At 63.1% G+C, this 17,225-nt stretch carries 3 protein-coding genes and 2 pseudogenes; 1 reads left to right on the forward strand and 4 read right to left on the reverse strand.

The window, feature by feature from the left end; genetic code table 11:
- Positions 1-224: 224 nt before the first annotated feature.
- A pseudogene (locus KRR26_RS12600) lies at positions 225-518 on the forward strand (transposase domain-containing protein); the annotation flags it as partial.
- On the opposite strand, the gene KRR26_RS37815 reads toward KRR26_RS12600, so the two are convergent.
- The 4 genes and pseudogenes from KRR26_RS37815 to KRR26_RS37390 form a co-directional block, all read right to left on the reverse strand.
- Positions 406-792, reverse strand: coding sequence for a transposase (locus KRR26_RS37815; RefSeq protein ID WP_407931717.1), 387 nt, complete (start codon positions 790-792; stop codon positions 406-408). The pseudogene KRR26_RS12600 and the gene KRR26_RS37815 sit on opposite strands and share 113 nt — an antisense overlap.
- 796 nt (positions 793-1,588) lie before the next feature.
- Positions 1,589-15,154, reverse strand: a complete 13,566-nt coding sequence (locus KRR26_RS12605; RefSeq protein WP_217079921.1) for an RHS repeat-associated core domain-containing protein — start codon at positions 15,152-15,154, stop codon at positions 1,589-1,591.
- Between the two features lie 219 nt (positions 15,155-15,373).
- Positions 15,374-16,375 (reverse strand): annotated as a pseudogene (locus tag KRR26_RS37820) (hypothetical protein); the annotation flags it as partial.
- Positions 16,375-17,154, reverse strand: coding sequence for a peptidylprolyl isomerase (locus tag KRR26_RS37390; protein ID WP_217079922.1), 780 nt, complete (start codon positions 17,152-17,154; stop codon positions 16,375-16,377). The gene KRR26_RS37390 and the pseudogene KRR26_RS37820, both read right to left, overlap by 1 nt.
- Positions 17,155-17,225 lie beyond the last annotated feature (71 nt).

Here is a 17,225-nt window from a genome sequence, read left to right on the forward strand (position 1 = left end):
GACCACGGACCCGCCCCAGGCGCACCTCCTACCTCCGCCCTGAACACCCTTCCGGTCGCGGCGCTCGCCGAACACGGCACCCATCCGTCTTCAACCGCTCTCCACACGTCACTCGCCGGACGGTTACCTTCCGGTCGCGGCGCTCGCCGAACACGGCACCCATCCGTCTTCAACCGCTCTCCACACGTCACTCGCCGGACGGTTACCGCCGAACACGGCACCCATCCGTCTTCAACCGCTCTCCACACGTCACTCGCCGGACGGTTACCGACAACAACGCCGCGGAGCGGGCGTTGCGCGCCATGGCCCTTGGCAGGAAGAACTACCTCTTCGTCGGCAATGACGAGGCAGGTCGCAATCTGGCGGGGCTCAGTTCCCTGGTCGCGACGTGCGAAGCGAACGGCGTCAATCCCGAGGCGTACCTCGCCGACGTCCTGATGCACCTTGGCAGCCACTCCGCGTCGCGCTTGGACGAGTTGCTGCCGCACCGCTGGCAGCCGTCCTCCGCCCCCGCGCCTGACTCCTCTTGAGGTGATGCATGCCTTTGCATCCGGCCAACACCAACGCGCGGCGAGCATGCGGCGCGAACGGAAAGGTGCGTCCTTCGAACGCCACCCGTCGGTCGGTTACGAAGCGATTGCGCCACGCATACACCGTCGGCTCGCTCACTCCGTGACTCTTCGCGGTCTCCGGCACCGAGGCTCGCTCCACCTCGCGCAGAATCGCGATCATCTGATCTTCGCTGAACCGACCCTTCTGCACCGCCTGCCTCCGCTGTTCCCGGAGCGGCACCTTCTCGAGCTTCAACTGATCCGAAAATCCCAGAACATGTCACACCGTCGCGTTCGTCAAATGCGCCACCAACCAACTCAGCGTGGTGGCTATCTTGCCTCGAAGTGGGCAATCAGTTGCGGCCACCCATCGATCGAGGCACGGCATCTCATGTCTCTCACAACAACCCCGCCTGCGGAAAATCCAAGCAACCGGCAATCCTTCATCCCAGAAGGCCCGCACAATAGTCCGCCGCAGCATCTCCAGGCCAGCCCGCAGAGACAAAAACCAACCAACCGCCCAAGACCAACCCCACCAAAAAAACAAAACAAACACCAAGACAAAAGACAAAATAAAACCCACACGCCCACACAACACAATCCCACCCACCTCCCGCAAGTCCCTGAAGGAGAACCATGCCTCATTTGCCATCAGAGGCAACATGCACTCCCCCCTTAGTTGTCACAATATATCTCCCACTGCAAACTGGACACTCCCGCCCTGAATACAACACCCCATGAATAGCACAGCGATTGACACAATCTACCGGACGGCAATCCATCTCCGAGATCACTCCAGAATCCGCCTCGGCAAATCCAGGAAGGACCCTCAATACCTCCACGGCATCAACCCAACCACAGAAATGACAAACACGCACCCATCCTCCCGATCCAACAATCAACCCCAGCTCCTCCAGCGCCTCGGCCACCAAAACATCGCGCGTTCTCATAATCCACTTAACAACCTCAGACTCCCCCCCCGCCTTCAAGCGACACCATGCATCAAAATAGACAGACAACTCCATACCATCCCTCCACTAACGAATTGTTCCTCGTTCAGCCTGACTTCTAAGCCACTTCACCGCGCCGCCAGCATTTCGATCGTAATCCATATTATGCTCATCGATCGAAAACCTAAATGGCGGATTAACATTGCCTCGCACATCCTCCAGAGGGACCACCACTGAACTCCGCTGGGGAGATCCAACCCATTGCTTCTCCCAGAGAGCGGCCTGGTCTCCCTCAAAGGCCACCAACATACCATTCCGGAAAACAACATCACCACTAGCAACCGTCACTCCTCTAGGATGAGTATGAAAAATCAACATTGTCTTCGCATCTATCGCCCCCGCTGACACTGCCCCCGCATCTCCAGAGTATAGTGTATAGTACCCACCACCACCATTCCTTCCGGGGCCGTAGGTGTAGGTAACAGAAAATTCAATACCATTGTGCTTTCGCGTTAGGTTCCGCATTTCAGCCACGGTCGGGCGTCGTGGAATTCGCACACCACGAGAACCTGGCAGATTCTCGCCGACCTTACCTCCATAAAGCAAGTCACCAACAGGGTCTCCGGGCTCCCGGAGGACACCTGTCGCGACTGATGAACTGACTTCACCAGAAGCTTCACCTACAAGAGCCTTCGCGCCTTCGGAACGCGACATGACTCCTGAGCCAGGCTCGGTTCTTGCCGCCGGTAGGAATCTTAGCGAACCGAGAGCCAAGCGAAATCCGCCGCCCAGTACCGCTCCACGGATGCTGACATCGAGCGTCTGCGAGAGGTCGAACGAGTTGCGCCCATCAACAGCCAGTTCGACTCCCTGCTCCGCCGAGTCACCAAGGCCTCCAAGGAGGAAGCCCTCACCTGCTTCCAGTCCTACCCCCAACGCTAGCGTTGCAGCGCGACCCAACCCCCAACGCGTAGCCAAGCTCTCCGCTGCAGTCCCGGCGCCACCCACCAACCCCATTGTCGCCGCAATAATCAGCCCTTTTGAGGCACCAATCACAGCTTCACGGGTGTCCTGAACGGCCTGCTCGCTCTGAGTTAACAAAGTTGCAAGGGGGAATCCTGCGTGAGCCCACGTGGCGGCTGCTTCCAACTGTTCACGCGACTGACTTGGATGAGCAAGCATCCCTTGGTCAGCAAGTTTCTTCGCCGTCAGGGCTCTTCGATAGTCTTCAATTGTGTCGCCAGGCGCTTGTCCATCCGGATCAATAAATCGAATCGGGTTGCCGTTGGCATACAGCCAGGTTTGCATACCCGTTGGTACGGCCAGAAAGCTACCGGCTCCGATTGGGTCCTCAGATAGGAAGCGCCCTGTCCCTGAGTTGTACCACCGCTGCTGAGCGTAGGTAAGGCCCACATCCGCGTCCCAGGCATGGCCCGTGTACCCAATACTGGACTGAGTTGAAGTCGGCGCCGTGTCACTCCGGTACCCACCCCATGCGTCGTACCGCGACTCAGCTAGGATACCACCTGCATTCACCCGCCCCACTGCACTGCCAAGTCCATCGTGGAGAATGCGCTCGGAGCCCACGCCAATCACGAGGCCCAATGCGCGTGTGTACACCAACGCGGACGGTCCAGGCAGGCGTTCCTCGAGCAGCTCTCCGTCGCCCCACTGGTAAGTCGATAGAGACGCAGTGCCCGTCTTTCGCTGGACTCGGAGGCCGTCCCAGCCGTAGGTGTATGCAGTCGTGACGCTGCTACCTCCAGTTGGCGTCACGACAACCTTGGCCAGCCGCCCCGCTCCATCCCAGCCGTATGCCTTTTGAATGCTGGCGGACTTCTCAGACGTCACTCGGCCCGAGACGTCCGTCACATAGGTTACGAGCCGTTTGCGAGACTCATCCGACTCGAGCTCGTTGAAGACCCCTTCCAGTCCGCCTCGCGCGTCGAAGGTGTAACGCCAATGGCGGTCGGCTATCTGGTTGCCGAAACTCGACGACGACAACGACAATGCCCCTGCATAGCCTGACGCGGTCTCTTTCTCTTGCAGTCGCGTGCCATCATCGGCCAGACGGTAAAGCACAGCCTTTCCGCCTGGGTATCGGACTCCGGCCAGCCGGTCTGCGTCGTCGTAGCCATACTCCGTGACTTCTGTGTCCGTACCCGCCGCCCCCTGATACGTCTCCTTGAGTCGGTTACCTCGCCCATCATACTCATACTCAAACAGACTGTAGCGATCCGGTGCGGAACTCAGAACACTGCAGGCGGCGTCTTTCGTGCCATTCAGGATGGCCTTCATCCGGCCGCGCGAGTCGTAGCAACGGCGCTCCACCACATTGCTCCCCTTGACAGCAAGCAAACGTGCGCCACCGGCTTCCCATTCGAGCGCCGAAATCCCTGCAGGCCCCGTTACGGCATTGATCCGGTCCAGAGAATCGAATCCATACCCCACGGTTCCAGCCGCCGACTTTACGCTGTTCCGCTGGCCGTTCGTGGCGTATCCGAAAGTGACATCCTCCGTGCCTCGCGACTGTTTCCACAGTCGCCTGCGTGCGTCGTAGTGATATGCGCTCTCCACCGTCCCGCTCGCCCCGCGCGACTCCAGCATTTTCCACGGTTGGTCCGCGCCCGTGTACCTCAGCGTCACCGAAGTCAGCGTGGTGTTCCCAGCACTCGCGGGCCCTGGTTCGTAGGTCACAGTCGAGGCTCTGCCTCGCCCGTCCATGAGCGTGCGGATCGTGTCTCCGTTGCCGTCGACCTGTACCGCAACACCCGCGGCCCAGGTCGTCTGCCAGCGAGCGCTTCCCCGCGTCCGCAACACCTGCCGCCCCAAACTGTCATAGGCATACGTCTGCTCGGCCGTTGGGCTCCCGATGGGTGGCGTCACCTTGGTCAGCCGCAGGAGACCATCGTACGCGTACTCAAAGGAATTGGTACTTCCCGACTGGGTTACACCCAGCAGTTCGCCTCGCGCACCTCGCTCGTACTCCCAGACCTTCTCGTCAGCCGTTCCATAGGCAAACGATACCTTCACGACGCTACCATTGGCGTCGTACGCGTACTGGGTGCCGTCGTAGTCCCCCAGCTTCCCGTATCGCCTGGTCTTGAGCAGCCCTCGCGGCCAGTACTCGTAAAGCGTTTCGCGCCCGTCTGGGTCCTCACGCTTCTGGAGTTGGCCGTCGTTGTAGTAGGTGTACTTTGTCTCTTCGAGCCCCGTGGCCGCGGCCGCGCCAAACCTCTCGGTTTTCAAGACACCGTCGACATACGAATACGTCGTTGGCTGCGCTCCCGAGGGTTGCGCCTTCAGCACCTTGCCAGAAGCGTCATACTCCCAGGTGTCTGTCTCTGAGCCGATCGCCCGGGAGAGAACGTTCCCCAAAGAGTCCATCTTGTAGGTCGACACCTGCGTGTAGGTCTCCCCGCTCACGGTGTCTTTCTGCGTCTGAGTGGCCGTGCGATTCATCCAGGCCGTCGTCGTCTCGTAGAGATACGACTGGGTCCCAGATGCCCAGGTCTCCAGTTCATGGAGCGCCCGGCCCTGGTCATCCCGCTCCCGGTACTCGGTCTTCGCGGTCCACCCTGAGCCTTCCTTCACTTCGCGGGACAACGCCCAAGGCCCATCCCACGTCACGTCCAGCGTGCGCGTCGTTCCTCCCCCCGAGACCTCGAGGTTCACCAGACGCCCGCGCGAGTTCTCCTTTCGCTTGGTGATGATCGTGTTCCCGTCCCCAAGGATCGCTGTCTCCGTGACCTGCTGATCCGCGACGCTGTAGTCATAGGCCCACTTCATCTGCGGCGTCGACTTGTACGCGGCGATCGTCTTCGTCGAGAGACGCCCGAGTTCGTCGTAGTCGTAAGTGCACGTGAAGTGCACGTCAGGCCGATTCTCGACATGCACCCGTCCGGCATTGTCGAGTTCGTAGACCGAGGAAAACCCCTCAGCGTCGACCTCTTGTGTCTTGTTCCCAAGCGGGTCGTAGTAGGTCTTGGTGACAGCGTTCGTCGGGGAGGTATAAGACCAAACCTGCCCCCGCTCCGTGTACTCGAACTTCTCCACGGACGGCTGGCCATCAACGCTGCGGTGCACCTCCAGAACGCGGCCCGCGGGGTCCAAGAACTGCGTCTCGGTCTCCGTCCGCTTCGCCTGCGCGTTCTCGTCGATGACGCGCGACACCACGACCTTCAGCGGCCCCGTCGTGTAGGTTCGGGTCTCCAACTGCGTCAGTTCGCCTGTCGTTGTCTTCACGACCCGCTTGCGCTCAGTCAGGCGGCCCAGCACGTCCCCATAGACATACGTTTCGACCAGGCCCGACTCTCGGTCTTCCAGCCGGGTCAGCCGTCCTGCGCTGTCGAACAGTCGACTGGCGTGGACCGCACCCGTCGGACTCACGCTGTCGACACGTTGTGAATGCCCCATCGGGTCCAACGTCGTCATCACCTGCCCATGCGATCCCTGGGTGCGGCGCAGTTCATTTCCTTGCGCATCCAACTGCACGGTCTCGACATCGTTCTCGCCCCAGTCCCACGACACAGGGCGCCCGAGTCCGTCATAATCAATCTTGGTCTTCCGCCCCAGGCTATCGGTCGTCTCGATAGGGTTGCCCTCGACGTCTCGCGAGTACACCGCCTCGCTCAACAGGCCCTCCCGTAATTCCACTTTCACCTGAGTCAGGTTGCCCGACTCGTCATAGAAATAGTGGTGAGGGTGCCCCATCTCGTCGACCACCCTGGCCAACCGTCCTCCCTGCGCGTACGCATAGGAGCGTGTGACCTCGCGGGCAGGGTTTCCCACTTGAAAGGATTCAGAATCAAGTACTCCATCAACATACCTCATCGTTCGTTGATGGTTTGCGCTCGTTCCCGACGTCGCCTTGTTGAGGGCCTCGGTCACAGCCAGGACCAAGGTCCCGTCCGGCTCCGAGGTCTCTTGATAGGCATAACTCCAGCTCTCCGACGGAGTTCCTTGCCGCGTGAACCCGAGTTGCCGGCCCAGTGCATCATAACGATAGGCAGTCAAAGCCCCTGTCTCATTCTCAGAAGCAGAGAGCAGGCGGCCATAGCTGTCATACGTCAATGTGCGCGTCAGCGTGGCGAGGCCCGTGGTAACCGGAGCCAGTGTCAGCACCGAAAGCTGCGGCTGCCCTAGCGCATTGAACTGAGCGAACTGAACCAACCGTCCCGCCGAGTCCCGATACGACAACAGGATACCGTCCGCGTCGTACACCGCATTGGACATAACGGTCTGAGTATCCTGACCTTTCTTGACCGAAAGCGACTGGAGTTCACCGTTCGCGGAGCGGGGCGACTGCATCGTGACCAAGCCCTCCCCCGTCGAGACGGAAGTGGCCTCTGGCACACCAAACTGCGGATTCCACACATGCTGGGTCAGCGTGCCGTCCGTGGGCAATCCGCGCACCGGCGCACTTCCTGCGGGGACTCTGGTCAGACGCTGTTCAAGCAACTGCAAGCGGTCATTGGGCGTGCGCTCCACAGTTCGCAAAGACCGCGCAATCGAAGCAGTCTGGAAGACTGGGCCACCCCGATCATCGCTGCCCCATCTCGCTGTTCCAGCGCCCGCAGGCGTAGCCATGACTTTGTAGTTTCCCGAGTCATTCAGCGTCAGGCTCACCGGGACGTTGTCGGGCAACGTCACGCTTCGCGTTCTTGCGCCATAGTTGATGCTCAACTGCCCATCCTTCATCCCCGATTCCTTGACCCCTGAGACAAGCTCCAATGCGGTCAGATGCACGTAGGGTGGGCTCGTGACATTTCGATAATAGGCCGCACGCCAAACCGTTGGCTCATCCGCGGTCTCGGTAGCACCGTGGATGATTCGCGCGGTCTCCAGTTCGTTGCTGGAATTCCACCGATCATTCGCGCTCACGGACGACGAGAGCGGGACATAGGAGTATGCGTAGATCTGAGAGGGCTCTCCTGGAGTCCGGACCGCCCGCGTGAGATTGCCACGGTCGTCTCGGCTGAATGTCACCTTGTAGAGTTCCGTCACCCCAGACATGAGCGAGACAGACTTCAACCATTGCACCACGCTCTGTTTGGAGAGCTGCACCAACTCTGGGAGGGGATGCGGACCGGCGGCGACAATGGGCTCATACTCGAAGCTCAGTGCGAGGCTGCCTTTCTCGCCCAAGCGTTGGACAGTGCGGACCATGTCCGTCTGGCCGTCGTACGTCAGCGTCGTCCAGCCCAGACCATTCTCTCGACCGTGCGCATCCGCGTAGCGGGTCAGCAACCATCGTCGACGTCCCTCCGACTGCGCCCCCTGCGCGGGACGGTTGAACTCGAAGCGCTCGCCCGTGGACGTCGTGAAGACGACCTTGTCAGCTCGCTGCGTTTCGTCCGGCAACTCCAGCGGCGCATCTACCGTCAACTCGTGCCCATGCGAGTTGTCCGTCTTGCAGGAAGTCACGCTCCCAGCGTGTCCAGCGCGCACGTCCTTCGCACACGCGGGGAAGGCAAATGCCTGGCCGTTGATGACGACCAGGTAGCGACCCACTTCCTCTTCACGCACCCAACCTTCGTAGTTGTGCGTCCACCCCACTCCGAGTGGGCGCATCTCGTTGCTCTGATTGTTGTACGTGCGAGTAAATCCCATGCTGCCCGCGAGGAATGGAACCGAGAAGTCCTCATGCGTGAAGGACAGGAGCCCCGATGCCAGATTGACGCCATTCAGCGTCGGCTGCCCCACAGGCGCGGCATTCGAACTCGTGAATGAGCCCAGGGGGCGCCCCAGCCCACGGACAAGACGCTCCTTCTTCGGCGCAACGGGATCCACAACCAAGTACAGGGCAAACGCGGCCTCCTTGTTCCCCGGCATGCGCCCGCGCGCCAGATAGGCAGGCAGTGGCAGGCGGAACCGCCGCGTCCCCGCCGCCGTCATGCTTCGCGATTGCTGGAGTTCGGCCTTGATGCTGCCGCGCCCGGTGTCGGTCACGGTGTACTTGCCATCAGGCTGGCGCTGGACAGAGACCTCCTTCAAGAGATTCTCGGCCTCGGGGGCACACCCTTCATTGAGGCACAGCTTGACCACTCCCGCGGTGATCTTCGCGGGGTCGAGCATGAAGTCAGCCATCGCGGGCCTCGAGATGGGGCGCCCCACCGCTGGCGTTCCATCCGGCAGGGACTTCTCCACCGCGGCGTCGGCCGTGTACGACATGGAGACGGTCAGGTCATCCTTGCGCGCCGCCAACCCCTGGAAGTTGAAGCGGTACAACACGTTCTCGGCATTGCCGCTCAGGTACAGCTCGACGTAGAGGATGTCGCTCGCACTGAGGACGTCCGCAAGCGAGTCACCTCCACAGCTCGCGGTGATGGTATGCGCGGATGCGTCCAGCGTCAGCGGGCAGTCGATGCCGAATTGATCCGACCCCAAGCGCACCCGGTAATCACCACTCAGAGTTCCCGCGCGCCCCGGATCCTCAGGAGCCAGGAGGCTCGCCAGGAATTCATACGAGAGGTCCTGCGGGCTACTCTCGGGCAAGGCGTTGGGTCCCGTCTCCAGCGGCCGTGAGCCAGCGCTCCCTGTCGCGGTCACCTTCGGGGAATCCAGAGCCAGCACTCGGAACTCGTGCTCCCGCGCATAGTCGTACTGATCTGAAACCGCGCCAGCCGAGTCGAGACGACGGAACACGCTCTTCAGGAACAGAGCCCGTGCAGGCAGGCCCGGTGGATTCGTTCCACGCGGGTTCGGCTCCTCGAAGTGCGGCGGCGTTGCCTCGTTCTCGGCCGGGCTGACGTAGCCGTCGCCGTCCCGGTCTCGCTCGAGCAGGCGATTGCCCACCACGTGCAGGTAGTAGTTCGCGCGGACCAGGTTGTTGAGGGTCTTCTGCTTCCCCTCCTGATTGACCATTCGCAGCGACGCTTGGATGTTGACCGTATTCTGGCCTGGAGCCACCTGGAATGTCGTGACAGCCGGCTGCTCCACCGCCGTCCCCGTCACGCGGACAATCTGCCCCTCGAGCGCGGGTACCCCCTTGGGCACGTCACGCAGCTCCTGATCGTCCTTCAGACACGTCGCCCACTGCACTGGAGAGGCTGTGGGCGCGAGCTCGGAGCAGTAGACCTCCAGCGGAGTGCCATCCCGAGCGTCATCGTCGGTCAGGACTCCGGGAGCACAGATGCCACCGTCCGACATGAATCCTCGGACGCACGTCGCTCCGCCAGCGTCAGCGCCAGGGACTCCGCCGTCCTCTCCCGTCCGAGGCGCCCCCTGCTTCGCGCGGCGCACCCGCCAATGCGTCACCACCTGCACCGCGTCATCCCGCGTCGTCCCAGCGCCCCCCGTCCGGATGAGATGCGCCGCCGCGCTCTGCTTGAAGCCGTCATCCTGGGCGCGCCGCTGCACGCGGACGTCGATTTCGGGCGGATAGAGGTCCACGTCTCCGGGGATGCCCAGCTCCGCCTGGGTGCAGTGGGAGATGGAGAACGTCTGGTCTCCTTCCTGAATCTTCAGGAGGCCATTTGCATCCGCCGCGCACAGGCCGTCCGCCCCACGGGTCGAGGTGCTAGCGGGGGGCACCGTCACCGTCGACATGCCCGCGTAACCGGTGGCGTGGTTCACCGCGAAGACCACCAGCCGGTCCCCCGGAACCAACCACAAGAAGCTCCCCGAGGTTCCTCCACACTCGGCCCGGAAGAACTGCTTGTCCGCCTCGGTCTTTTGCCCCGAGGCCTCCAACTCCTGACATCGCTCTCGGGTCGCACGCGACACGCCATGGGTGGGCCCGAGCCTCACGCGCGAATACTCGCCCTGCGCTCTCTGCGGCGGGTGTTGAGCGTCCTCGCACACCTCTGCCAGCGGCCGCGTCACCGCGTACTTCGCCAGCGGGTGCTCCAGGTCATCCTCACGGAAGAAGTGCACCTCGGTCGTCGCCGCATCGTCCTCCGACACGGTGCGGAGCTGGCCTGAGACTGGATCCACCGTGGTCTGCGTCACGCCCTTGCAAATGCCAGGGACAGGACTGCCGTCCTTGGTCTTGAACGTGACGCGACCATGCAACAACCGAACATCCACGAGGACGTCCGCCCGCGTCGTTCCCCCCGGAGACAGCCAGAAATCAGGTGAGCAGGTCGAGAAGGAACTCCCCACGCTGTCGAAGCGGGTGTTGCCATTGGCATCCAGACGCGCCACCCACCGAGGCCCCAAGGGGATGTCCGCGCACGCAATGCTCATCGTGTTCGACGCGAGCAGCGGGACCAACGTGGAGTACTGGCCCGAAGCCGCCGTCGTCGCCGAGGTGTCGACCGTGCTGGTGATGTCCACCCGGACGCCCTGGAACCGAGCGGAGCCCTGCAGCGGGTCCTTCTCTCCCTCCTCCGAGCTGTCCGACTCCTTCACGAGAGTCAGCTTCGCGCGCCGAGGAGGCCCACTGCCGGCGTCCTCGACAATGGGCTCTAGCTGCGCCTTCAGACGGATGGCACGCGTGTCAAACCGCGTCGTCCCCGTCAGGGTGAACGTGGTGGCCCCAGGCGCAAGCGTCACCTCCGTGAAGAGGTAAACCTCGTCCTCGCCCTGGACGTGCCACTCTTCCCCTGCCTCTGGAGCCAGACGCCCGCCCGTCGGAGAGATGCCCTCCACTGTCGCGGTAACGACCGTCGGCGCGCCTCCCGGTGTCCTCGTCGATGAATACTGCGCAGAGAACTCAAGCGGGAGCGTGTAGGGCAGCTCCACCTCCACCGTCTTCGACAACGACTCGGCAGCAGGTGTCTTCAGCGTCAGCGCGGTGAGGTCTTCTCTCGGTGTACGCACGACGCCCCAGACGCGAGACGTCCCGCCAGGGAACGTGTCCAGGACTCCCAGCCCCACTCCCAGCGCAGCGCCCCATTGAGCATGGGCCGTACCAAGCACGGCCTCGCTCATCCGCTGCCACAGCGTGGGCGGAGAGCGGGCTGGCAGGAGTTCATTGAACCCCAGTCCGCCATCCGTCCCACCACCAGTGCTTCCCGGTACGCCACCGGCCCGAGCGATCGCGGCCTCGACCTGGAGCTGCTGCTCCGGCGTTATCTCCATGTAGCCGAAGTACTCGAATGAGGCCGAGGCCACGTCACCGTCTGAGACAATCCCCTCGGGGGTGACATGCCCGAAGCCCACTCGCTTGAGCGCGAGGCGCTTCTCATCCTGCGCGAGCAGCACCACCATCCGCCCCACCGCGAGCGATGTCCGATTGGGCAGCGTCAACTTCACGGACTTCATGAAGTGAACCTGCTCGGGCCCCAGTTGCCACAACGCCGCCACCGCAGCGCGGTCCTCAATGGGCACTGGCCGCGCGTACGGCGGCAACTCCGTCGCAGTGAGGAAGCCCGATAACGAGCCGTCCACGAAGGACACGCCGCCAGCTGGCACCTCCAACGTCATGGCCCCCTGCGTGCCGTTGAAGCGAACCGTTCCACCACTCGTGCCATCCACAGCCTGCGCGGAAGCACTGTTCACGGCCACCAACATGATCGGCCGGTCCTTCGTCTCCTGCCCCGCCGAGACGACAAGACTGCGCCGAACCGTGGGCAGCACCCTGCCATCCGAGGTCGTCCCCCCCTCGAACCGAAGCACCACCACGCCCGGCTGGATGCCCAGCAGCGCCCAGTTGCCGTCTGGTCCCGTCCGATCCGACGCGTCCTGTCCCACGACTTGCACGCGGACGCCCGACAGCGGCTGAAAACGCTCGTCCAGCACCACGCCACGAACCACCGTCAACGGGCGACGCACCGTGAACTCGCTAGAGAACGTGGCCTGCTGGTCTGGCCCTTGGCCGGCCTTCATGCCGCTCACCTTCACGATGACGCGCTCGCCCACGGGGAGGGCCTTGCGCGCCACGAAGGTCATCGTCTGACCTCCGGGCGCCAGCGAATAGCCGCCCTCCAGGAGTTCGCCGCGTGCCCGCACTTCGAAGTGTTGCGCTGCGGTCGTCTCATCCACGGGCTTGTTGAAGGCCACGCTCACCAGCGCATCCGTCTCCACGCCCTCCGTGCCCGAGGCCGGATCCACCCCGGTCACTGCCAGTGGCTCCTGCGTCGCGTCGCGGTAGCGCACCGTCACTCGCGCCGAGCTAGAGAGCCCCTGCGCATCCGTCGCGGTGACATCAATCGCGTTCTCGCCCAGGGACAGGGGCACCTGCGCCTCATAGACACCGGGCGACACCAATGCCGCGGCTCCCGTGCCGATGGAAACCGAGGACACCTGCGACGCGGAGGACACCCGAGCGCGCACCATGACAATGGGCTGCTCGGCCTGTGTGCCATCCAGCGGCGACAAGATCGTCACCACCGGGGCAACGCTTGGAATGAACAGGTGTTGCACCAGCTCGCGGTGGTTCCCCGCCAGATCCTCCGCGACGAGCTCAATGTCGTTGTTGCCCGCTTGGAGCGACAGCGCCACCGAGAAGCCTCCGGCCACAACCGGCACCGAAATGCCCCGCACCGTCAGGCTCGCGAGGTTCGCGTCCCCCACGGTCCCTTGGAGGAGATACGGGCTCTCCGAGACCAACGCGGGGTTGCTCGCAGGCCGAGTCACCTGGAGATAGGGCGCCGTGCGATCCACCGTCACTGTGCGCTGAGCCGCAGCTGTTCGCCCCATCGCGTCCGTTACTTGAATGGACAGGGATTGCGTTCCTTCCAACAGCGCCAGGGAGGCGCTGAAGTGCCGAGACGACACTGCGGCGGGCGCGCCATTCACCGTCACCTGGAGCGGGAGCACGCCCTCGTCCACCCGGCCTGTCACGGCGAAGCGCATTCCTCCCACCATGGTGCCGTCCGCGGGAGCCTCCACCACCAGTGACGGGGGCGCCTCGACGGTGCCGGCATCCCGTACGGGAGTGCCCGCATCCGTCCCCGAAACTCCAGCATCCTGCTGGGGCGGCGTTCCTGCATCGGCACTCCCCAAGCGGACCAGGTTCAACGTGGACTGCGCGGACTGCCCCAGCCGGTCCTCCACACGAACGAGCACCGCCCTGGGGCCTACGGGCACATCCAACGTGTGCGCGAAGCGACCGCCTGCGCCCACTGGAACCGCGACACCATCGACCGTGAGCCGAGGTGTGTCCGTGGGGTCCCCAACGGTCGCCTCCCCCCGTACCGTGACGAAGGACTCCGTAAACCGGTACCCCTCGGGAGGATCCGTCACCACCAAGGTGGGAGCAGCCGTGCCCACCGAGAGAACCCGCGTGACGGTGGAGGTATTGCCCGCCGCGTCGGTCGCGCTCACCACCACCTCGCGCTGGCCGGACTGCAGGACATACGTGGTGGAGAAGGCCCCGCCCCCCTCCAGCACCACCGGCGAGCCCCCGATCTTCACTGTCAACTCAGTCAAGTCGGTTGCGGTTCCGGATACCGCCACCGAGTTTCCCGTCACCGGGAAATGATCAATGGGCGCAGTCACAGTCAACGCCGGCGCCACGGTGTCTTTCACCAATTGAAACGACAACGCGGTCGAGTTGCCCGCATCGTCAAAAGCAATCACCTCGAACGCATTGCCACCTTCCATGAGTGGCACCACCGCTCGGTATTTGCTGTCCGGTCCCCGAACCATCGGGATACCACCCAGTCGCACTTCCCCCAGGGGGCCGTCATCGGTCGCGCGAACCACGACGCTGACCTCGGACGATTGCGTCACAAGGTTTGTCGAGGGCGACTCCAGCACCACCGTTGGAGCCACCGTGTCGACCGCGAAGTGGACCGTCACTCCGCGCTCGTTCCCCAATGCGTCCCGAGCCGTGACGACCAGCAAGTGAGTCCCCGTGGCAGAGATATGGCCACCATTGATGAAGGGCTGGCCATCCAGCGTCGCCGAGACCTCCGCCGCATGGGCATCCGTCGCGGAGAACGTCACCTGAACGGGGACTCGGTAGCGAGCGCCGTCAGCCACACCCACGATGGAGATCTCGGGCGCAGTCGCATCGATCGTGAAATGCGCCACGGCGGTCCGCTGATTGCCCGCCAGATCCTCCGCCCTCACTTCCAACAGATACGCACCATCCGCGGTGACGCGAGTTCCGCTCACGAACGGCGCCCCATTCAAAGTCGCCCCGACCAGCTTCAGGTTCGCATCCGATGCGCTGAAGGTGGGCGTCACCGCCTCGGCCACCAGACTGTTCTCGATGACCCCCGCCAGCGCGACCACCGGAGGCGTGAAGTCGAGCGTGAAGTGGCGTGTGGCCTTCGTCTGGTTCCCCGCCTTGTCCGTCGCGGTGACTTCAAAACTGTGCGCGCCCTCGGTCGAGACCAGGTCTCCACTCACGAATGGCTGGCCATCCAGGGTCGCCACCGGCGCCGCGTCCACGAGGTTCGCGTCGTCCACAGTGTACGTGACGACCACAGGCTGATTCCGATGGCTCCCCTCTTCGGGGCCGAGCACCGTCACGCTCGGGGGAACAGAATCGAGCGTGAAACGCAGCGTGGTCACACTGAAATTCCCAGCCCGGTCCTTCGCGACGATCTCCAGAGTGTGCAACCCATCACCACTGATGGGCGTTCCTTTGACGTACCCCACTCCATCGAGGGTGTAGGTATCCACCTCAAGGAACTGAGTCTCAATGTTGATGGCGGGCGTGACTGGCCCCCTCGCAAACGCCCCATCCTGGATGCCCGAGACAGTGATGACCGGCCCCGTGACGAGAATGGTGAAGCGGACGCGCTTGATCGCCACGCGTCCTACCTGATCTGTCGCCGTCACCAACAGCTCGTGCGGTCCATGAGCACTCACCGCGGTTCCCTGCATCCAGGGATTACCATCTAGCGTCGCCGACGACGTGGCCAAATAGCCTCCAGTCACCGACCAGGACGGCGTCACGGGCCCCCGTGTTACCAGCCCTTCCGTTACACCCGATACCTCAATGACGGGCGCCTGCCCTTCCAACACCACTGCCCGACACACACGGGAGATGTTCCCGCAGGCATCCATCGCGGATGCAGTAACGGCATTCAGCCCCTCAACGAGGGGAACATCAGCCTGATACCCATGGTCACCAACAATACTCGCGGGTGCCCCTGCGACGAGAACTTCAGTTGCCTCCGGACCGAATGTACCTGATGCGGAGATGGGAGAACTCGTAAAGAAAGAGCCATTCGACGGCTCGTACATCGTCAGCATCGGAGGCAGCGTATCAACATCAAACACAGACACACGCACACTCGAGCCCTGCGCATTCCGAGCAAACACGAATAATGTATTCTCCCCCTCTTCCAGCGTTACGGGCACCAGTCGGACTGCGTCCCCCGATTCAGGCAGCTCAATATTCGCCCCATTGAGTGCAATTTGGACTGACCCAACAGCCCCGACCGGCGCCAACATCAAAACAGGCAATGACCCAGGCCCATGTGAATAGAACGTCTGCGTGATCGAGTTCTTGAGTTCACGCAGCGTTCCGGTGTCAGCCATGACACATGGAAGCAGGTCCAGAGATGCCACTGCGACGCGAACCCGGCCGCCCCCTGTTGCAGAGACGACCAACTGATTGAGTCCCGCGGTCGGGACAGCTGCCCCTCGAACAAACAAGGGAGTCCCTGACGAAATAGAGCCAAGGGACTCCCCGTTAAGCTGCACGGTCGCAGACTGCACCTCATCGTGCCCCTGACCATCTCCATTCTGAACAACAACAATAACTGGCTCTCCGAGCAGGCGATGAAACTGTGCTGTCCCCTGGCTACCGCCCGGCACAACCATTACACCGCCCAGCCAAGACATATCGACAGATTCGAGGACCTCGGCCGCACAGGCAGGCGCGAGGTCCTGAGCCGAGAGCTTCATCCGCGTGGAGGCCTTCGTCGCCCGGGACTTCGGCTCGACGGGCTCAGACTTCCGCGGACATCCCGCGAGCAGCACCAGTGCCAGGACTCCCCAACCCCACACCCAAGCTCGGCTCTTCATCACTGCTCCCCCTCAGCCTTCTTCGTCCCCACCACACCCGACAGCCGCTCCGGGTAGCGCCGAACCGGAATGTCTTCTCGCAACCGGCGCATGAGCATCTCCTCGGCCTCATGACGAGCCTCTGCTGCCATCTGCCCACGCACCTCCTGGAACGTCGGAAGCACGGTCCGCGGCGCTTCCAAGGCTCGTGCGACGTGGAGCCCGAAGTCCGTCTCGAATGGCTCGGACACTTCACCTGGCTTCAGGGCGACCACAGCGCCGAAGAAGCGGGCATCAACCTGTCCCTCGCGCACGAGTCCCAGGTCTCCGCCCAGCGCCCCTGTCACGGTGTCCTCGGACAATTCGCGCGCAACGGCTGCGAAGTCCGCCCCGCTCACAATGCGGGCATGCGCCGCATTGATCTTCGCTTGCGCCTCAGCCCGCGCCCGACGATCCGCGCCCATGGCGAGCCGGACCACAATGTGGGCCACATGCACTTCCCGACGCGCCAATCCTTCTCGACGCGCCTCATACCGCGCGCTCAGGGACTCTTCGGTAGAGGTCTCACGCGCGACGCGGTCGAGGTACGCATTCGCGATCACCTCGCGACGTGCAGCCTCAACCCGTGCCGCAACCTCGGGGTCCTTCAGGAACTCGTCCTCCCGAGCCTTCTCGACGAGCAGCGTCCGCTCGACCACGGCATCGAGCGCACCCTCCACCGCCCCAGCCCCTTCGTGCGTCTGAAGCCACAGCGCCACATCCGCCCGAGTCACCGGCGTTCGCCCCACCTTCGCCACCACGTCGGCGGAGTCGCACCCCACGCCCCCCCACCCCAACACACCCACCAGAACCACCCCCAACAGCCCCTGAT

It is taken from the genome of Citreicoccus inhibens, assembly GCF_019039035.1.
In the GTDB taxonomy this organism is placed as follows: Bacteria; Myxococcota; Myxococcia; order Myxococcales; family Myxococcaceae; genus Citreicoccus; species Citreicoccus inhibens.